15 protein-coding genes and 1 tRNA gene are annotated in these 20759 nt (G+C 44.8%); 13 read left to right on the top strand and 3 right to left on the bottom strand.

Features of this window, described 5'->3' with window-relative positions; all coding sequences use genetic code 11:
• Positions 1-652: 652 nt before the first annotated feature.
• Both V6984_RS16570 and V6984_RS16565 read left to right on the top strand, forming a co-directional pair.
• Positions 653-2095: a glycoside hydrolase family 3 protein gene (locus tag V6984_RS16570; protein WP_342756711.1), complete on the top strand. Its 1443-nt coding sequence runs from the start codon at positions 653-655 to the stop codon at positions 2093-2095.
• A gap of 111 nt (positions 2096-2206) precedes the next feature.
• Positions 2207-2279, top strand: a tRNA-Gly gene (locus V6984_RS16565).
• Positions 2280-2374: 95 nt separating this feature from the next.
• Here V6984_RS16565 and V6984_RS16560 read toward each other — a convergent pair.
• The gene (locus V6984_RS16560) at positions 2375-2821 is read right to left on the bottom strand and encodes a cupin domain-containing protein (RefSeq protein ID WP_342756710.1); all 447 of its coding nucleotides are present in this window, start codon (positions 2819-2821) and stop codon (positions 2375-2377) included.
• 357 nt (positions 2822-3178) lie between these two features.
• The gene (locus V6984_RS16555) at positions 3179-3625 is read right to left on the bottom strand and encodes a cupin domain-containing protein (protein WP_342756709.1); all 447 of its coding nucleotides are present in this window, start codon (positions 3623-3625) and stop codon (positions 3179-3181) included.
• A gap of 341 nt (positions 3626-3966) precedes the next feature.
• On the opposite strand from V6984_RS16555, the gene V6984_RS16550 reads away from it, so the two are divergent.
• From V6984_RS16550 to V6984_RS16520, 7 genes are all read left to right on the top strand, one after another.
• A complete protein-coding gene (locus tag V6984_RS16550) occupies positions 3967-4482 on the top strand; it encodes a ferritin-like domain-containing protein (protein ID WP_425324215.1) in 516 nt (171 codons plus the stop codon).
• Between the two features lie 312 nt (positions 4483-4794).
• A complete protein-coding gene (locus V6984_RS16545; protein WP_342756707.1) occupies positions 4795-7482 on the top strand; it encodes a cation-translocating P-type ATPase in 2688 nt (895 codons plus the stop codon).
• 52 nt (positions 7483-7534) lie between these two features.
• Complete coding sequence (locus V6984_RS16540) at positions 7535-9295, top strand: ABC transporter ATP-binding protein (RefSeq protein WP_342756706.1); 1761 nt, start codon at positions 7535-7537, stop codon at positions 9293-9295.
• Between the two features lie 160 nt (positions 9296-9455).
• Complete coding sequence (locus V6984_RS16535; protein WP_342756705.1) at positions 9456-9809, top strand: SDR family NAD(P)-dependent oxidoreductase; 354 nt, start codon at positions 9456-9458, stop codon at positions 9807-9809.
• Positions 9810-9880: 71 nt separating this feature from the next.
• Positions 9881-11482, top strand: a complete 1602-nt coding sequence (locus V6984_RS16530) for an MBL fold metallo-hydrolase (RefSeq protein ID WP_342756704.1) — start codon at positions 9881-9883, stop codon at positions 11480-11482.
• A 71-nt stretch (positions 11483-11553) separates the two neighbouring features.
• Positions 11554-12402: a thymidylate synthase gene (gene thyA, locus V6984_RS16525; RefSeq protein WP_342756703.1), complete on the top strand. Its 849-nt coding sequence runs from the start codon at positions 11554-11556 to the stop codon at positions 12400-12402.
• Between the two features lie 75 nt (positions 12403-12477).
• Positions 12478-12966: a dihydrofolate reductase gene (locus tag V6984_RS16520; RefSeq protein WP_342756702.1), complete on the top strand. Its 489-nt coding sequence runs from the start codon at positions 12478-12480 to the stop codon at positions 12964-12966.
• A 170-nt stretch (positions 12967-13136) separates the two neighbouring features.
• On the opposite strand, the gene V6984_RS16515 is transcribed toward V6984_RS16520, so the two are convergent.
• Positions 13137-14360: a transposase gene (locus tag V6984_RS16515; RefSeq protein WP_342756217.1), complete on the bottom strand. Its 1224-nt coding sequence runs from the start codon at positions 14358-14360 to the stop codon at positions 13137-13139.
• Positions 14361-14642: 282 nt separating this feature from the next.
• Between V6984_RS16515 and V6984_RS16510 the strand changes: the two genes are divergently transcribed.
• The 4 genes from V6984_RS16510 to V6984_RS16495 all read left to right on the top strand — a co-directional run bounded on the left by V6984_RS16510 (position 14643) and on the right by V6984_RS16495 (position 20718).
• Positions 14643-15668 (top strand): branched-chain amino acid aminotransferase, encoded by a 1026-nt coding sequence (locus V6984_RS16510; RefSeq protein ID WP_342756701.1) that lies wholly within the window; start codon positions 14643-14645, stop codon positions 15666-15668.
• Between the two features lie 639 nt (positions 15669-16307).
• Complete coding sequence (locus V6984_RS16505) at positions 16308-16970, top strand: PHP-associated domain-containing protein (protein WP_342756700.1); 663 nt, start codon at positions 16308-16310, stop codon at positions 16968-16970.
• Positions 16967-18100 carry an exonuclease SbcCD subunit D gene (locus V6984_RS16500; RefSeq protein WP_342756699.1) on the top strand — a complete coding sequence of 378 codons (1134 nt, stop codon included), beginning with the start codon at positions 16967-16969 and terminating at the stop codon, positions 18098-18100. Before V6984_RS16505 ends, V6984_RS16500 begins: the two co-directional genes overlap by 4 nt.
• Positions 18097-20718, top strand: a complete 2622-nt coding sequence (locus V6984_RS16495) for an SMC family ATPase (RefSeq protein ID WP_342756698.1) — start codon at positions 18097-18099, stop codon at positions 20716-20718. Before V6984_RS16500 ends, V6984_RS16495 begins: the two co-directional genes overlap by 4 nt.
• The last annotated feature ends 41 nt before the right edge of the window (positions 20719-20759 follow it).

Genomic DNA, 20759 nt, shown 5'->3' with positions numbered 1-20759 from the left:
TTTATATTATATATTATACTCGATATGAAGGAGGCTGCAAGGGAAGAATGTGAGAGTGAGATAAAATGGCGAATTTTGGGAGGGTTATTGAGGATAAATGATGCAAAAGAGAGATAATAATTGCCAATTCATAGAAAATAATGATAAAAATGTAACAATTTACCATAAAAGGAAATATAATGAAAAAATATAAAATATTTTGATTAAATGTGTTGACAAATGTGGACTTGTATCATATAATGTAAACATAACAAAAGAAATTAATACAGATAAAATACAAAAGAAAGCGAGGTATAGACCACCGAAAACATTGATTTTAAGGTACAAAAGAAATAATTTACACAAGAAAAAGTAGTCGAGTACATAAGAAAAGGTAACGCAGGACATAGGATAAAGTTATTGGAGTTATCTTCGATAAAGACTTATCAACCGTTACAGTACGGTAGTACGAAAGAAAAATGGAAAGAGTACGAAAGATAAAAAATGAAAAATTGGAGGTATAGGCCATTGTATAGCATAGTTTAGGAGAGGGTATTGATCTTGATGATCGGTATCCTCTTCTAAGTTTTGTTTTTGTCGAAAATGAAAAAATTATGGAAAAATCCGGACAAATGGGTTATGATAGGCTATATACATCAAGTTGGAGTGGAATATGAGAGACAATAGTAATGATTTCGATGAAAGAAGAGAATATAGGAGAAAGAGAAGAATCCGCAATCAGGTGATATCTTATGTTTGCGTGGTAATCTTTTTTGCTGCGGTGATTACGGGAACAGCTATCGGGATTCGTACTCTTACTAAGAATGTGTCGGAGAAAAAGCAGGCGGAGGAGCTGGCGGCACAGCTTGAGGAGATTTCCAATCAGGAGGAAGTAGCGGTGGAGCCGCCCGAGACGGTTAGCGAAGAGCCGGCGGAAGAGGTAGACTGGCTGGAGGAAATGGTGGAGACCTGCATCGCGGAGATGCCTTTGGAGGATAAGGTGGCAGGTTTGTTCATGATAACTCCGGAAGCGCTTACCGGTGTGAGTCAGGCGATTAAAGCCGGCGATGGAACGAAGGATGCCCTGAATCAGTATGCGGTGGGCGGACTTATATATTTCAGTCAGAATATTAAGGATAAGGATCAGTTGACGGAGATGCTGTCGAATACGTCCAGTATGAGTAAATATCCTCTATTTCTTGCTGTGGATGAAGAAGGCGGTTCGGTAAGCCGGGTTGCCGAGAGTAAGATTGAAGTTTCGAAAGTTTCGGATATGGCAACTGTTGGAGCTTCGGGCGATACGATGGAAGCATATAATTCGGGTTCCACGATTGCATCTTATCTTTATGAGCTGGGATTCAACGTAGATTTTGCGCCTGTGGCGGATGTGGTAACAGATGCGGAGAGCTCGGTAATCGGCAATCGATCCTTCGGCAGCGATCCTACGGCTGTAGGTGGTATGGTAGCGGCTATGGTAGGCGGCCTTCAGGATACGGGAGTAAGCTCTTGCCTGAAGCATTTCCCCGGAATCGGAGGAACGGCGGAGGATACTCACGACGGAATGGCTTCTGTTGAAAAGAGCCTGGAGGACATGAAGGCGTCTGATTTCGTTCCCTTTCAGTCCGGAATTGAATCGGGAGCGCATTTTGTTATGGTAAGTCATGTGTCGGCCCCCGGTCTGGTGGGTGATAATACGCCATGCTCCTTGTCGGATAAAGTAATAACGGATATTCTTCGCGGGGAACTGGGGTATAATAGAATCGTTATAACGGACGCTATGAATATGGCGGCGATAACGGAATATTATAGTTCCGATGAAGCGGCAGTTATGGCGATCAAGGCGGGTGCGGATATGATTCTTATGCCCGAGGATTTTCAGGCAGCATATGATGGAGTTCTCGCAGCGGTGAAGGACGGAGTAATTGCGGAGGAACGCATTAATGAATCTCTTAAGAGAATCTATAGAGTAAAATACAGAGACAGGGTGGAGCAGAGTGATGTTTCCGGGGATGAAGCGACAGTGAGTGAAGGCGACGGGGCAGCAGTTGAAGGTGACGCTGCCGGTGATGCCGGAGAAGAGCAGTTGACGGAACAGCCGGCGGATGCGGCTGAATGATGAAGTGCCGGAGATAAATGAGAAAGGCCGAAAGATAGATAAGAAAAATTAATTGACAAAGAAATAAACTTATAGTATATTATTATTTGCCCGTCGTTGATGGGCAGTAATGCGCGAGTGGCTCAGCTGGTGGAGCACGACCTTGCCAAGGTCGGGGTCGCGGGTTCGAGTCCCGTCTCGCGCTCTTTAGTAAATGCAGTAGAATAGCGGTTTCCGAGGTTTTCGGGAGCCGCTGTTTTTGTTTAAAAAGTGGATAAGAATTATGATATTTAGGAAGCATCAATGATATTTGGCGGGTACCCAATCTTCAGACCTTTCAAAGTTAGTATTGTATGGAAGAAAGGGAGGCGCAATGGTCAGAAACATTTTTAAGTTATTATTCCCGATATTAAGGATATTGTGCCAGGTTCCGGACGGAACAAATATAGAAAACCCGCTTTGAGCTTGCGTGCGAAAATTAAGGGATTCCCGACTCATGCCCATAACAACCAAAGCAGTACCCTGTTCAATGTAATAAAACTGATCTGAGTTTATAAGCATATCTAATCCGACTTCGCTATTAACCGGAATCGTCATAAGCCCCAACTGCATATATCGGCCAGTCCAACGGGCAGTAAAAAAGTTGGTATTGATCATAACATCTTGTCTTAGATTTGTTACAAACGGATTAGGTCCCTGATTGATGCTGTTTGAGCTGCTGGGGAAACCGCCGGTATATATATCCATATTGTCACTCCTTGAGAGATTAGATATAGTATTATATGAGCCGGTTGTGCTAAGTTATGTAGGATATTGATATCTTTAGGCATTATATCATATACCCGGTACTTTCTCTCCCCTGCACACAAGCAAGCGGCGCCCGGGAATATCTCTGGCGCCGCCTTATTTAAATATATAAAAAGTTATAATGAAACAACATTTATACCATTGTGACATTTATTGTTGAATTTTGGAGTTAAATATGAGGATTACAATAATATACTATTCTTATGGAGAGATTTGGAAACTTGTATCATATATCTGTTGTTGAAAGAAACGAAAAAACATGGTAAAAATAAGGTTTTCTTTCCATACAGAAATATATTAATATTCGTAGTGGCCGAACCACTCCTCTTGAGTGTTGTACACAGTGTTGTAGTTATGAAAAGCGGGAGCATAGATGGTATACATCTTTAGGTCTAAATTGCTGATGTTAACTACATTATGCCATATGCCGGCAGGAACAATTATTGCATGACCTTTATATATGTGTGTCTGAATATCAAGGCACTCTTGACAGAAGCCCATGATTGCCAATGCTTCACCTTGCTCGATGTAAAAAAACTGTTCTGAATTATAATGAACATCCAACCCGGTTTCTGTGGCCACCGGTATGGACATATGTGCGTATTGCATATTTTTGCTAGTCCATCTTGAAGCAAAAAAATGTGTATTATTAAGTGCCTCCTGCCTTAAGTTAGTTACATAGGGAACGGAGTCCTGACTGCGGTTAATTTGGTTATCGGGAGAACCACCCGTGTTTAAATCCATATTGTTACTCCTTGTGAGATTAGATAATAATATTATATGAATGGGTTGTACTAAGTTATGTGGGATATTGAATAATTGCATATAAAAAAGGCGTCGCATTGGGAATACCCTTGCGCCGCCCTTCGTTAGAGTATGAGAGGTTATGATGAAACAACAATAATTGTGTTGTGCCGTCCGTTACGAAATTTAGGAGTCAAAATATGAGGATTATCTCAATATTATACTATTCATGCGGACGGATTCCGGAACTTGTTCATGTTATTACATAAATGTTCTTTTTCCACATACATTTCATATACATATAGTAATGGTCAATATATATTTTTCTAATAAGGATGGTCATGAGTAATAATTTTACCTGTAATATTTCTGTAAACCTACCATATCCTGAAATTCAACCTGAAAGTCAGAATCCCCAATATGCTCTAGCCATGCTAAGCAACGTAGGCAGCAGCAATTCGGAAATGACTGCTGTGAGTCTGTATTTTTATAACAGCGTCATACTCGATCCGCTTTATGTTAATTTCGCCAAATGCTTTCATGAAATCAGTATTGTGGAAATGCACCATTTGAATATTTTTGCGGATCTCGCATTTAAGATGGGAGCCGATCCGCGCCTATGGAGTGTGCAAAACCGGAGAAAAGCCTATTGGACACCCGCATTCAACCAGTACCCGCGGGAAATACGCAGTATTATTGTAAACTCTATCAAGGGAGAGGAAGCGGCCATCCGGAAATACAGAAGTCAGACAAGTGTAATCCGAGACGCCAACATTAAAAGTATTTTGGAGCGCATTATCCTTGATGAAGAGCGGCATATTGAAATTTTCAATAATATGCTGAGTCTTATTTCCTAATTTTTGATTGAAGCAGTCAGCTGTCAAAAATATCATAATAATAATTGCGAAAATATCCCATGGAGAGGACATACATATAAAGATTTAAAATCAAAAAACTTCAAAAAAGACTGTACATATGCAAATCAGTGTGCTATAATTACTTCAGAACGAAAGTTCAAATGTAAAATTCCCCTTTTACATGAGAAGGACATCCATCGCAAGATGGGTGTCCTTTTTTATGTAAAAATTTTTGGCTGACTTTACTCATACATATTTTTCCTTGTACAGGCATATAAAAGCATAGGACAAAGTACAAGCGGAGGCATGTTTATGTATGAGAATAAGTCGATTCGGGAGACCGGGCAAATACTGAAAAGTGATACGGAAAGAGGATTAGACGGCGCGGAAGCCGCAAGCAGGCTTTCGCAGTACGGGAAGAACAAGCTAAAGGAGAAAAAAGAAAAGACGAAAATAGCACTGTTTTTGGAACAGCTGAACGATCCTCTCATTTTTATTCTGTTTGTTGCCACAGCGGTTTCCATGCTCTTAGGGGAGATGGGCGATGCGGCAATTATTATCACGGTCATTGTGGTGAACGCTTTTGTGGGTGTGGTTCAGGAGGGTAAGGCGAGAAAAGCGATTGAAGCCCTGAAGAAGCTGACGAGCCCCCATGCTATCGTGAAGCGAAACGGGAAACAGAAAGAAATTGTGGCGGAGGACTTGGTACCGGGAGACATTGTTTGTCTGGAAGCAGGCAGGCAGGTGCCTGCGGATCTGAGACTGACGAAAACTATGAGCTTAAAAATCGAGGAGTCAGCTCTCACGGGGGAATCGGTACCGGTGGATAAGGATGCCGGATATTTGGCAGGAGGTAAGGCTAGCGTAAACGAGTGTAGAAATATGGCATTTATGTCAACCAATGTGACCTACGGACGAGGTGAGGGAATAATAGTGGAAACCGGTATGGGTACGCAAATAGGACACATTGCCGATATGATCAGCGAAGCAAAGGAGGAGATGACCCCTCTCCAGAAGCGTCTGGGGGACTTGGGAAAAGTACTCAGTGCGGTGGCGGTGTTTGTCTGCGGATTTTTGTTCCTCGTAGCGGTTTTGCAGAAGAGAGATGTGGGAGATATGCTGCTTACGGCGATTTCCCTGGCGGTAGCCGCTGTTCCCGAGGGGCTTCCGGCTATCGTGACCATAGTCCTCGCCCTCAGCGTATCAAGGATGGTAAAGGTAAATACAATTATCCGGCGTCTTCCCTCGGTGGAAACGTTGGGAGCAGTAAACGTGGTTTGCTCCGATAAAACAGGAACTCTTACCCAGAATAAAATGACTGTGAAAAAATGTTATGTGGATTCCAGAATATCGCCCTCCGATGTTTTGAACGAAAATAGATACCGAGAGCTGTTTCTGGGCTGTGTGCTTTGCAATGACGGAAATATTTCCGGCGGGGAAAGGATCGGTGACCCTACGGAGCTGGCCCTTCTCGATCTGGCCAAGCGATATGGAGTCACCAGGGAAAGCGCCGAAGCGTCCTATCCGAGAATCGATGAAAAGGCGTTCGATTCCAACAGAAAAATGATGACCACCCTCCATAAGGGTGTAGATGGAAAAGTGTCCTATACCAAAGGAAGTACCGAAGAAATGCTAAAACGCTGCAAGTATATGCAATCCCACGGTAAGAAGATACCCATGACCGATTCAGGTAAGAGAGACATTATGCAGGCAGTGGGGCAGATGGCGGCGGAGGCCTTACGCGTGCTGGCGATAGCTATGCGGGAGGGGGCACCGGATGCGGAGGAGAGAGAACTCACCTTTATTGGCCTGGTGGGGATGATGGACCCGGCAAGACCGGAGGCGGCAGAGGCAGTGGAAGCTTTCAAGGAGGCTGGGGTTGATACGGTGATGATTACGGGGGATCATATCGATACCGCGTTCGCCATAGCGAGGGAGCTGGGAATTGCTTTCCGTCGGGAGGAATGTTTAAGCGGCAGCGAACTGGAGCTTCTTACGGAGGAGGAATTCGAAGAAAAAGCGGAGCATATTAAAGTTTATGCGCGGGTATCGCCTGAGCATAAGGTGAAAATAGTAGATGCGCTGAAGAAAAAGGGAAAAATAGTGGCAATGACGGGAGACGGCGTAAACGATGCCCCTTCCCTGAAATGTGCGGACATAGGAATTGCTATGGGAATGAACGGCACGGATGTGGCGAAAAATGCTTCGGATATGGTGCTGACCGACGATAATTTCGCGACGATCCGAAAGGCTATCGAAGAGGGAAGGGGAATCTATGAGAATATTCGTAAGGCGATCCTCTTTCTGCTTTCCTCCAACTTCGGAGAAATTATTACGATGCTTGCCGCGATTCTTGTAGGTCTTCCTTCTCCCCTGAAGGCCAGCCATATCCTTTGGATCAATCTGATTACGGACTCCCTTCCGGCGCTGGCACTGGGAGTGGATGAGAACGACGGAAAAGAACTTATGAAGCAAAGACCTCGAAAAAGCGAGGAAAATCTTTTTGCCAGGGGAGGGCTTGCCTGCACGCTTTGCTATGGAGTGGTCATAGCGACGATAAGTATTACGGCGTTTCTGCAGGTGCCATATGGGGAACTGCTCAGGCAGGGGCTGCCTGTCAGTCTGCACAGTATAGAATCGATGCTGAAGCTGCCCGAGCTATTAAACAAAGCGCAGACCCATGCCTTTACCGTACTTGGGATGAGCCAGCTATTCCACGCCATAGGTATGCGGGACGTGAATAAGTCGGTATTTCGCATGAATCATTTTTCCAACAGCTATATGATATTTGCGTGTGCGGTTGGCATTGGTTTACAGGTCCTCGTAACGGAAATTCCTTATTTTGTCGGGCTGTTTGGAACGACGAGGCTGTCTCTGGCGGAATGGGGCTGCCTGGCGGCATTGTCGTGTACACCCCTTTTGGTGCATGAGCTTCTGATCATAGGCGGAATTGCAGACAGGAGGCCATCCCCTGCGGCCGAACCCGCCCTGAGGGTTTGATTTATAGCGTGCAGTTATGCTATAATGGATTTCGAACGTCAGGAGAAAGAATATGAATAACAGACAATATAAGACAAACGAATTGCTAAAGAGATTTATTCCTTATTTTAAACCCTACAAAAAAACGCTTTTTACGGATTTGTTTTGCGCAGCACTGACTACGGTATGCGAGTTGGTGCTGCCGCTCATCATGAGGTATATTACCAATGAGGGCTTGTACAATTTGGCCGCTCTGTCGGTGGGGACGATTGGCAGACTGGGACTTTTGTACCTGGTTCTTCGCATCCTGGACTGCATTGCCGCTTATTACATGGCTAACGTGGGTCATGTGATGGGGGCTAAAATAGAGACGGACATGCGAAGGGACGCCTATATTCATCTACAGAAGCTGTCCGATACCTACTATAATAATACGAAGGTTGGACAGATTATGGGAAGGATTACCAACGACCTGTTCGACGTGACGGAATTTGCCCATCATTGTCCGGAAGAATTCTTCATTGCGGCGATTAAGATAGTTACCTCCTTTATCATACTGGCGGGAATCAACGTACCGCTGACGCTTATTATTTTTATTTTTGTCCCGCTCATGATTGCTGTGTGTATGCCCTTGAATTTCAGGATGAGAGGTGCTTTCAGCAAGCAGAGGTACCAGATCGGAGAGCTGAACGCGAGAATTGAGGACAGTTTGCTTGGTCAGAGGGTAGTGAAGGCTTTTACCGGTGAGGATACCGAAAACGATAAGTTTGCCAAAGACAATGAGGATTTTCTCGATATTAAAAGGAAAATGTACCGCTATATGGCGACCTTTCAGACATCTACGAGAATGTTCGATGGAATCATGTACCTTGCGGTGGTGGTGGCCGGAGGCATTTTTCTGGTGAGTGGGCTGATCGTAGCGGGTGATCTGGTAGCGTACATGCTTTATGTAACGACGATGATAGCGACCATAAGGCGCATCATCGAATTCGCAGAGCAGTTTCAAAGGGGTATGACAGGCATCGAACGGTTTTTGCAGATTATGGATGCGGATATCGAGATTTTCGACGAACCGGATGCGAAGGAACTGATACAAACGGAGGGAAATATCGTTTTTGAAAATGTGAGCTTCGAATATCCCGATGACCACAACATTGTCTTCGAGAATTTGAATCTTCAAATAGCAAACGGAGAGAAGGTAGCTATTGTAGGTCCCTCGGGGGGAGGAAAGACCACACTTTGCAACCTGATTCCTCGTTTTTATGATGTGACAGGCGGCAGGATATCTATAGACGGAGAGGATGTCAAGAACTTTACATTAAGAAGTCTGAGGAAAAATATAGGGATTGTGCAGCAGGATGTATATCTTTTTTCGGGAACAATATTCGAGAACATTGTATATGGAAGGCAGGGAGCCGAAAAGGAGGAAGTGATAGAGGCCGCGAAGAAGGCCGGTGCGCATGAGTTTATCATGGGGCTTAAGGACGGCTATGATACCTACGTAGGCGAGAGGGGAGTGAAGCTTTCGGGAGGACAGAAACAGAGAATCAGCATCGCCAGAGTATTTTTAAAAAATCCTCCGATCATCATTCTGGATGAGGCCACATCAGCGCTGGATAATGAAAGCGAATTTGCTGTTGCACAGTCACTTTCACGGCTTTCAGAGGGAAGAACCACCCTTACCATAGCTCATAGGCTTTCCAGTATACGTAATTCCGACAGGATACTTGTGCTGACCGAAGCTGGAATCGTGGAAGAAGGAAACCACGATGCGTTGTTGGAAAATAAGGGGATTTATTATCAGTTCTACACGATGGCCAACGAATTGAAATAGTAAAACATTACGTTTTAATGATAATTGAAAGTGTAAAGCATCGCGTGATGCTCTTTAATTCTTGATATGGGCCGTCGATTTTTGTATAATAAAAACAGTTCGAGGCGCGCTGAACTAATACACTAAGAATAAAAATCCAATAAACAAGGAGACAAGAACCATGCTTCCTAGAAGAACATGTGTGATTGTGGGCGGTGCTAAGGGTGAAGGGAGCCTTCTTGCGGAAAAATATGCAGGACAAGGATATATCATCGCTTTTATGGACATTGACAAAGAAGCAGGCCGTTCACTGAAAGAAAAAATTGAACATGGGCATGGAGGAAATGTGTTTTTCTTCCATGGAGATGCAAACAGCGAGGAAGATTTAGAATTGTTTGCGGGTGCCGTTATCGGGCAGTACAAAAAGATAGACTGTCTGTACTATCGAAAGGATATTGCCGAAGGAGCGGACCAAATTGAAGAGTTGATGAGCCGTAATTTAAAAAAGGGAGGAACCATAGAGGCTTATCACTGAGCAGTTATTAAGTCATAGATAAAAGGTATTAGGGGAATTGTGTCTGTAAGGCGGACAGAAAGGCGATTTATATGAAGCTAACATTTATCGGGGCCGCCCATGAGGTGACGGGAAGCTGTCATCTCGTGGAGGCAAACGGGAAGTATATCCTGATCGACTACGGAATGGAGCAGGGGATTCAGGTATATGAGAATGCGAAGTTACCGATGGAGGAAGCATTGATCGATTACGTACTGCTGACACATGCCCACGTCGACCACTCGGGAATGCTCCCCGGGTTGTACGCGAAAGGCTTTAGAGGACAAGTGCTGGCGACTGTGGCCACTACGGATTTATGCAGTATTATGCTGCGCGACTGCGCGCACATACAGATGCAGGAGGCGGAATGGAAGAACCGCAAGGCGAAGAGGCATTCGGGGACGGAACCTCACGAGCCCATATATACGATGGCAGATGCGGACGGAATTATCAAACGGCTGGTACCTTGTAACTATGACCAAATAATAGAATTATGTGAAGGCGTCCAAATTCGTTTTACGGATGTGGGTCACCTTTTAGGCTCGGCAAGCATCGAAATATGGATGACCGAAAACGGCAGTACGAAAAAGATTGTATTTTCCGGCGATTTGGGAAATAAGAATCAACCGCTGATCAAGGATCCGAAACGGACGGAGGAAGCGGATTATGTAGTAGTAGAATCCACCTACGGAGATAGGATACATTCCGAGACGAGGCCGGACTATGTGGCTGAGCTTGCGCAGGTTCTTCAGAGGACATTCGATGCGGGCGGAAATGTAGTTATACCCTCCTTTGCGGTGGGAAGAACGCAGGAGATGCTTTATTTTCTGCGGCAGATAAAGGCGGAAAAGCGTTTAAAAGGATATCCGAATTTCCCGGTTTATGTGGACAGCCCATTGGCCGTGGATGCTACGGAGATTTTCCAGAAGAATGTAAGCAGTTGTTTCGATAAAGAAGCGATGGATTTAGTCAATCAGGGAATCAACCCGATACGCTTTCCGGGCCTGCATCTGTCAATAACAAGCGACGAATCTAAGGCGATTAACTTTGACAGTACGCCGAAGGTCATTATATCGGCATCCGGAATGTGTGAAGCCGGAAGAATAAGGCACCATTTGAAGCACAATCTCTGGCGGCCTGAGTGTACCATATTGTTCGTAGGGTATCAGGCGAACGGAACGCTTGGAAGGTCATTAGTGGAAGGAGCCAGTGAGGTGCGGCTTTTCGGAGAGACGATTGAGGTTCGCGCGAATATCAGCTTGCTAAAGGGTATCAGCGGACATGCAGATAAGGATGGACTGATTGAGTGGATACAAGGCTTTAAGAAAAAGCCGGCTAAAGTATTTGTTGTGCACGGAGAAAGCAGCGTTTGCGATGCTTTTGCAGAAGGTCTGGAAAGGGAGTATGGAATTTCTTCCTATGCCCCTTACAGCGGCACATGTTTTCACCTCCTCACGGGCAAATTAGTTTATGAGGCTTCGCCGGTACTTTTAGTTAAGAAGAAGTCGCGCATTGTTTCTGACGTATTTACACGTCTTACGGCGGCAGGTACACGCCTGCTTGCCGTAATTAAAAAGAATGAGGGCGGCGCGAATAAGGATCTGGCACGCTTTGCGGACCAGATTAATTCGCTGTGCGATAAATGGGATAAATAGTTTACAAGCAGTAACTGTGAAGATACAAAACAGTCATAACGAAAGAAAAGATGAGGAGATAATTAGCGAATATGAGTCTGGCAGATAAAGTATTTATTGATATGTGTAAGGATATATTGGAAAACGGAACGAGCACGGAAGGCGAAAAAGTCCGTCCCCGTTGGGAGGATGGAACTCCGGCGTATACCGTGAAGAAATTCGGCGTGGTGAATCGTTATGATTTATCGAAAGAATTTCCGATTCTGACACTTCGTAAGACTGCGTTAAAGAGCGCTACGGACGAATTACTCTGGATTTGGCAGAAAAAGTCGAACAATGTGAAGGATCTGCATAGTCATATATGGGATGAGTGGGCGGATAAAGACGGCTCAATAGGAAAGGCTTATGGCTATCAGATGGGCGTGAAGCATCAATATAAAGAAGGGATGATGGATCAGATAGACAGGGTTATTTATGATTTGAAGAACAATCCCTTCAGCCGCAGGATTATGACCAATATCTATGTGCATCAGGATTTGCACGAGATGAATCTATATCCCTGCGCTTATAGCATGACCTTCAATGTGACGCAGAAAAAGGGAGCGGACAAGCTGACCTTGAATGCGGTCCTCAATCAGCGGTCTCAGGATGTGCTGGCGGCGAATAACTGGAATGTAGTGCAGTATGCGGTGTTAGTTCATATGCTGGCGCAGGTGTGCGATATGGCGGTGGGAGAACTCGTTCATGTCATCGCAGATGCCCACATTTATGATAGGCACATACCGATTATTGAGGAGCTGATAAGCAGGCAGCCTTATGATGCGCCCGTTTTTACACTGAACCCCGATATTAAGGACTTTTATGAGTTCACGAGAAACGATGTGAAATTGGAGAATTATGTGACGGGACCGCAGGTGGAAAATATACCGATAGCGATTTAGTACACTAAGAAATAGATGATAGATAATAAATAGATGATGGATAATGAAAGATTGAATGGATACGGAGGATGAACTGTGAATTTGATAGTTGCGGTAGACAGTAACTGGGCAATAGGCAATCAAAAGGAATTATTGATTAGGATTCCCAACGACCACAAGCATTTTCGCGAAGAGACGACGGGCAAGGTGGTAGTGTTAGGCAGGAAGACTCTGGATACTTTTCCTCAGGGGATGCCGCTTAAGAACCGGATCAATATTATTATATCGTCCAATCCCGACTATACGGTGAAAGACGCCGTGGTAGTGCACGATTTGGAGGAGCTTTTAGAGGAGCTTAAAAAATATAGGAGTGAGGATATCTATATCATCGGCGGCGAAAGCGTTTACCGGCAGATGCTTCCTTACTGCGATGTAGCGCATGTGACCAAAATCGACCATAGTTATACGGCAGACGCTTATTTTCCTAATCTGGATGAGCTGCCGGAGTGGAAGATTACGGCGGACAGTGACGAGCAGACATATTTCGATATTGCATATCAATTCGTTAAATACGAAAAAAGATAAATGCCGATATGAACTTGAGTTTCCGTAAAATGTAATTTTTAAAAAATATAACTTCTCCTAAAGTACCAATCTGTCTTTTTTTTGAAAAATAAAAGGACAATACTTCGAATAGAGTCACCGAAACAAGCCCCGTGGGAACCGGACTTTGGGAGAAATATTATGTTATCTATTTATGCGATCAGCTTAAAGCAAAGTTGACGGTATGCAGGACGTTTTGTTCTGAACCAAAGCCTGACACCTTCTTTTGCATACGACAGTATACCAGAGATACCTTTCGCTAATCGGTAATAGCAGAATTGAACTTTTTCCTTTATAGGAGCTGCTGTCTGTATGATTGAAACTTTTAGGGCATTTGTTTCTGCTTTCATTGAAACCAGCGCAAGAAATGCCATACACATGGTAATGTAAAAATTTAGAGCATTGATTGCTTTCAGTTTCCGAACTCGGAAGTTTTCGAACTGGAAGACCTGTTTCTTGCAGCGGAAATATTCCTCGATGCGCCAGCGGGAGAAATAAAGTCTTGCAATCCGGATTACATCATCTCTGGATTTTAATTCTTTGTTCGTTGCGAGCATCATCGGATACTCTGTGATGCCATAGACAAGAACCAGAAAAATGTCTTTTCTGGATGCGGTGATCTGAACCTTCACATGGGATAGATAAGCCTCCCGTTTTTTACCTTTATAGAATACAGGTGTCGTGATTTTACCTTTCCGACGATTTCGAAGTTCTGTGGCAGCTACCCATTTGTTATGGAAAAGGAGCTTTCTTTTAGCAGTAAGCCGAATCACATAGTCCTGTTTTAATTCATCAAGCTTAAGGAACATCTTATTATCATCATAGCCCCGGTCCATAACAAAAGTAGCTTTTCCAAACATTGCTTTTCCACGCTCCATGGCATCGAAGGTAACGCTATTGACAGAGGTGAAGGTCTTTTCTTTTGAAGAATGGATTTTGGAGTAAATGCTGACAGGATGATTGTCTTTTGTCATGACACAGGCCTCTGTTACATGGTAGCCTTTCTCGTAGACATTTTTTGTTTTAGTACTTTTGGAACCATCCCTTACCATACCAAGAGCCTCAAACTTATATCCGTCAGGCTTGATGACGTCACTGTCATCGATATGGATTACCGGATCATCGGGCACCCATTTACGAACAGTTTGAAGATAAGAAAGTAAGGCTTGTTTGGAAGTCCCTTTATTTAAATGTCTGGTAAGGCGCTCAACACTGTTGACCTTTTTAGAGTCTTCGTGAAGTTGATCTGCAATATCAGTCAGAAGACAACTACCAGAAGCTAACATGCCATAGGTCATGTCCGAAGTAAACTTTTTGTCCGGTTTGGAAAGCTTACGGGATATTTTGTTTGAAAAAGATAAAATTTCACGTTTCAAAGTGTAGGTTTTTGTAGTAGAATTAAGCATGAGGAATCCCTTTCTTTATTGTTTAGTGTAGATTTTGTTTCGCAACTTAATTCTACTACAAAAGGACTGGTGATTCCTTATATTTTGGGCATTTTCTGAAAGTTGTTCATTGCATTACTAGTGAAACAAGGGGTTTGTGGATAAAACTACGAAAACTCAAGGATATGAATTATTGACTTTTACTTAAAAAAGTATAATAATGTATAGAAAATGAAAAAGAAACCGGCATTAACAGCTGAAGAGGAGAAGCACATGGAAAAGAAAAATCTGGATTGGGCAAACATTGATTTTGGTTATATTGAGACAGATAAAAGATATGTCTCCAATTACAAGGGCGGAGCATGGGATGCCGGCGTCCTGACAGAAGATTCCATGGTCACCATCAGCGAATGTGCAGGTGTATTGCAGTATGCGCAGACGATATTTGAAGGAATGAAGGCATATACCACGGAGGACGGACGCATTGTTACTTTCCGTCCCGATTTGAACGCGGAGCGTATGGAGGATTCGGCAAAGAGATTGGAAATGCCTGTTTTCCCGCAGGAGCGTTTTATTGATGCGGTTGTGCAGACCGTTGCGGCGAATAAAGCATACGTTCCTCCTTTTGGTTCGGGAGCGACATTATATTTAAGACCTTATATGTTCGGAAGCAATGCGGTAATCGGGGTAAAGCCGGCATGTGAATATCAGTTCAGAGTGTTCGCTACTCCGGTAGGACCTTATTTTAAAGGCGGGGTGAAGCCTCTGACCATCTGTGTCAGCGATTTTGACCGTGCGGCACCCAACGGCACGGGACATATCAAGGCGGGGCTCAACTATGCAATGAGCCTTCATGCTATCGTATCCGCCCATAAGAACGGATTCGATGAAAATATGTATCTGGATGCGGCTACAAAGACGAAAGTGGAAGAGACCGGCGGCGCCAATTTCCTGTTCGTTACGAAGGATAACAAGGTGGTAACGCCCAAATCTGACAGCATTCTGCCTTCTATTACAAGGCGTTCCCTCATGTATGTGGCGAAGGAATATCTGGGATTGGAAGTGGAAGAGCGGGAGGTTTATCTGGAGGAAGTGAAGGATTTCTCGGAGTGCGGACTTTGCGGCACTGCGGCGGTTATTTCTCCGGTAGGAAAAATCGTGGATCACGGCAAAGAAATCTGCCTGCCCAGCGGCATGAGCGATATGGGACCCGTTACGAAGAAGCTGTTTGAAACCTTGACGGGAATCCAGATGGGTAAGATCGAGGCACCTGAGGGGTGGCTCGTAGAGATAGAGTAAGGATTCTTGTATACAACAAAATAGGTATCTATGAGGGCTGTAGAATTAATGTGAGAACGTTAATATGCGGCCTTTTTTGTGCTATAGGATTGAGGTGTCAAAAGTCACTTTTTAAAGTGTATAAGTCAATCGGAACAAAACAGAAAGACTCCTGCGCCGGATTCCAATATATAAGAAGTTCTAATTCTCAGTAAATTTGAGCCAAGCATAGCAGAAAACAAAAAAACTCGCTGCGCTCAAACAGTTTTGTTTTCTGCTATGGCACAAATATACAGAGAAAGAACTTCTAAATATTTTCATAGGCGCAGTCGTTCTTTTTGTTTTGTTCCTATTGCCTGATAAAGCCCGCAAACTGACTTTTGGCACCTCGATCCTATAGGACCTTGGTTCTGATAATTTATTAAATATCGGGATTAGAAATGCAGGGAAGGACAAAATGTGATATTCTTTATATGTATCAAAATTAAAAAGCCGGCAATAAAAAGTTATTAATACAGCACACTATACAAAAGACCAGATAAGAAAAGGCAGGAAACTAAAGTGCAGAAAATAAAATTACCAGAAGAATATCCTTATTTATATGAAACACACCTACACACCTCGCAGAGCAGTGCGTGCGCGCATAATACAGGCGCGGAGATGGCAAAAGCATGCAAAGAGGCGGGTTATACCGGAATCATTGTGACGGACCACAATTGGGGCGGGAATACGGCGGTATACCGGATGAAGCCATGGAAGGAATGGGTGAACGAATTTGTAAAGGGCTATGAGGAAGCGAAGGGCACGGGAGATAAGATAGGCCTGGATGTTTTCTTCGGATACGAAGCAGGATTCCGGGGAACGGAATTTCTGATTTATGGAGTGGATAAGGACTTTATGTTAACTCATCCGGAGCTGCGGCAGGCATCTGTGGAAGAGCAGTACCGGCTGGTAAAGCAGGCGGGCGGTATGGTGATACATGCGCATCCGTTTCGGGAAGAATTCTATATTCCCAAGATAAGATTGTATCCCGATTATGTAGATGGAGTGGAGGGAATCAACGCCACCCATTCCAATAAGCAGAGCATATCCCATTACAATCCGGCTTTTGACCGGAGGGCAATCGCCTATGCGAAAGAAAACAGTCTGCCCATGACCGCGGGATCCGATATCCATATGACATCGCTTCTGTGCGGCGGAGTTGCCTTTAAACGGAAGCTGGCCGATATTCACGACTTTATAAAGGCGGTATCGGAGGGAGAGGATTATTTGCTGACCAACGGAGACGAGTGGTTTAAGAAGAATGGGGAGTTATATTTATGAGATTTCTGCATACGGGAGATTTGCACCTTGGAAAAACGGTCAATGATTTTTCCATGATATCGGATCAGAGATATATTCTTGAGCAGATTACAGATATGGTAAAGAAAGAGGCCGTTCAGGCTTTAGTGATTGCCGGAGACGTATATGACAGAGCAATTCCGCCATCCGAAGCAGTGACGCTGTTAGACGATTTTCTTACACAGCTGGTGAAGCTTGGCGTTTCGGTGCTCTTGATAAGCGGTAATCATGATTCTCCGGAACGTGTGGGCTTCGCGGAGGAAATACTGAAAGAAAAAGGGGTATATATAGCGGGAGTATATAAAGAAGGCTTAAAGAAGGTCGCTTTTTTTGATGAATACGGAGAAGTAACCTTTGTTTTGATGCCCTTTATAAAGCCTGCGGCAGTGGGTGCCAGAACAAACGGAGAAGCGGTGGAGAAGATGCTTGCGGCAGAGGAGAAAAAGGAGGAGGGCAGGAGAGTGCTGGTGAGCCATTTTTTCGTCACGGACTGCGGCAGGGAACCGGAGCTTTCCGATGGAGAGACGACGATACATGTGGGCGGGCTGGATAACGTGGAGGCTTCTCTTTTTGATGGTTTCGACTATGTGGCGCTGGGGCATATTCATAAGCCGCAGAGAATAGGCGAAAAGCAGGTTTATTATGCAGGGGCGCCGTTGGCCTATTCTTTTTCGGAGGCGGGGCGGACGAAGACAGTGAATCTGGTAGAGATAAAGGGAGAGGGAGAAGTTTCGGTAAAGCAGCTTCCCCTCAAGCCGCTGCATGAAATGCGTAAAATAAGAGGCAGAATGGACGAGCTGATGGCGGAAGAGGTGGCGGAAGCGGCGGATAGGTTCGACTATATCCAGGCACAGCTCACTAACGAGGAGGAATTGATCGACCCCATCGGTACTTTGCGGAACGTTTACCCGAACATTATGCAGATCGTGCTGATGAAAAATGAGGGCAGGGAGAATCCGGAATACGAAAGCAGGGCAGTGGAAAAGCGAAAGAGCATTCCTGAACTGTTTGCCGGATTTTATCAAATGGTACGAAACGAAGAGCCGGACGAAGAACGCATGGAGATTATTCTGGAAACGGCGAAGGAGACGGAAGGAGGGCAGGAAATATGAAACCTGAGATTCTGATCATTTCCGGCTGGGGACCGTATAGGGACAAGGTGGAGGTAGACTTTACCCGGTTGGAGGAGAGAGGGCTTTTCCTTATTACAGGTGCTACCGGTGCGGGAAAGACGACACTTTTCGATGCGATTACCTATGCTCTCTACGGGTATATGAGTGGGGAGATGAGGGAAAAGAACAGTGTGCGCAGCGATTTTGCGGGCGCTGATACCGCTACCTTCGTGGAGCTTTTGATGCGGCATGGAGGTAAGGAATACCGCATCGTGCGCAATCCCGAATACCTTCGTCCTAAGAGGAGACAGAGCGGAAGCGGAGAGTTTACTAAGGAAAAGGAGAACGCGGTACTGTATATGCCTGATGGCAGCGTGATACAGGGAAGCAGTGAGGTGAACCGGAAGCTGCAGGAAATCCTCGTGCTGGATTACCGCCAGTACAAGCAGATTTCAATGATTGCCCAGGGGGAGTTCGCAAAGCTTCTTGTGGCATCTCCTGCAGAAAAGACGAAAATCTTCAGGGAGATATTCGCTACTGCTGTATACGATAGATTTGCTGGAATCCTGCGCGGCCGCTCCAATGAGCTGTACAAGCAAGTGATGGAATACAGGCACCGCATGGAGGAGGATGTTCATATGCTCTCCTCAAGTGAAACGGAAGATAATGAGGAGCTTTCCGCCCTTTTATCGGCAGAAAGCTATCGCTATGATAAGATCATCGACTGCCTGGGAGAAGCGTTTTCCAGGCATGCGGAGGCATTTTCACAGGCGAAAAAGGCATATATAGCCGTGGAGAAGGAAATTACTGCCCTGATGGAAGAGATAAGCCTTGGGGAGCAAATAAATGATATGCTTATTAAGCTGGAGAAGGAGCAGGAAACTATCCGCATCTTGAAGGAAAGCCAGAGGGAAATCGATAGAAAAGCGCAGGAGCTGAAAAAAGCAAGGGCGGCTGCCGGGCTTAACGGAGAGTATATTGGAAGCGAAAATGAAAAGAAGCTGTTAACGTCCTTGCTCCAGAAGCAGCAGGAGGAAAAAAAGGAGCTGGAAAATCTCACAGGCAAAAGAGAAAAACTGAGCCCTCTTTATGATAAAAAGGATAAGATAACTACGGCTTACGAAGATAGAAATGCCTATGAAGAGAAAAAGATGCTTTTGCGGGAAGTAGTGGAGCAGAAGGAGAAAAAGCAAGCGGAGTTATATAATCTTCAAAAGGAATATATGGAAAAAGAAGCGGCGGCGGAAGAACAAAAAGAAGCGTATGAAGCAGCGGATAAGATTTACAAGCGGGCGGCGGTGGGCATTGCGGCAAGGCTTCTGAAGGAAGGTGAGCCTTGTCCGGTCTGCGGTTCTCTCGACCATCCCCGTATCGCTGAAATCACGGAAAATATTCCTGATGAAGAAAAGCTGAAAGCTCTCAGGGATAACTATCAAAGGGCTAATCAAAGCCTTATGGGAATTCATGGAAAGGCCTCTTCCTGCAAAGGAGAAGTGCAGGGGAGATTAGAGCAGGAAGAGAATGTGAAGAGGCAGATAAAGGAGATTTCCGCCGCACTGGATGGGACGGAGAAGGACGTTCTGGAAGTGGTGGATAAAATGCCATATTCAGAATATGAAAAAACTGTTGTCCTGTATCAAAGACTTCAGGTACAGATGGAGGAAAGGGCGGCAGCGCTTGGAAAGATGGAACATGAAATCATCCTCCAGAGAAAGAGGGTGAAGGAAGCGGAAGACTCTTTTGAAGAAAAGCATAAAGCAGCGGGCTTTCCGGATCTTCAAAGCTTTAAGCAGAGCGTAAGAAGCAGCGTACAAATAGAACTTCTGGAAAATGAAATCAACGATTATCATAGAAGACTGGAGGCTTCGGAGCGCCTGATCTCTCATCTTAAGGAGGAGACCAGGGGCAAAAAGAGCGGGGATATGGGGATACTTAAAGAGGCGCTGAAAGAGAAACGGGAAGAAAGACAATCAGCGATTTCCTTGCAGAATAAGTGGAATTACCGCTTACAGGAGGTAAAAAAGATCAAGAAGTCCCTTCAGGAGAAGCAGGAGCGCCTTCAAAGGCTGAACAGGGAATACGGAATGGTAAAGGATCTGGACAATATGGCCTCAGGCAACAATCCAAAGCGGCTTGTTTTCGAGCAATATGTACTGGCGGGATATTTCGAAGAAATCCTGCGGGCGGCAAATATCAGGCTTTCCAGGATGACGGGCGGTCGCTTTGAACTTTCCAGAGCGGAAGAAGTGAGCGACGGAAGAACGAAGGATAATCTGGAAATGCAGGTGTTCGATTATTATACGGGAAAATCTCGTTCGGTCAAAACGCTGTCCGGAGGGGAAGCCTTCAAGGCATCGTTATCTCTTGCTCTGGGAATGAGCGATGTAGTTCAAAGCTATAGCGGAGGCATTCGCGTGGAGACCCTCTTTATTGACGAAGGCTTCGGCTCTCTGGATGCCCAGTCGCTGGAGCAGGCATGTCAGACCCTCATGTCGTTAGTGGAAAAAGACCGTTTAATAGGGATTATTTCCCATGTTCCCGAGCTGGCGGAAAAGATAGAAAAACAAATAGTGGTTACAAAAACAAATGTAGGCAGCAGTATAAAGGTTGTGGTATAATATTCGCGGATATTTGGTAAGAACAGTAACCTGTGAACATT

This window comes from Kineothrix sp. IPX-CK, assembly GCF_039134705.1.
Taxonomy (GTDB): Bacteria; Bacillota; Clostridia; order Lachnospirales; family Lachnospiraceae; genus Kineothrix; species Kineothrix sedimenti.
Note: the sequence above shows the minus strand (reverse complement) of the source record. Positions and strands in the feature narration are given on the sequence as shown.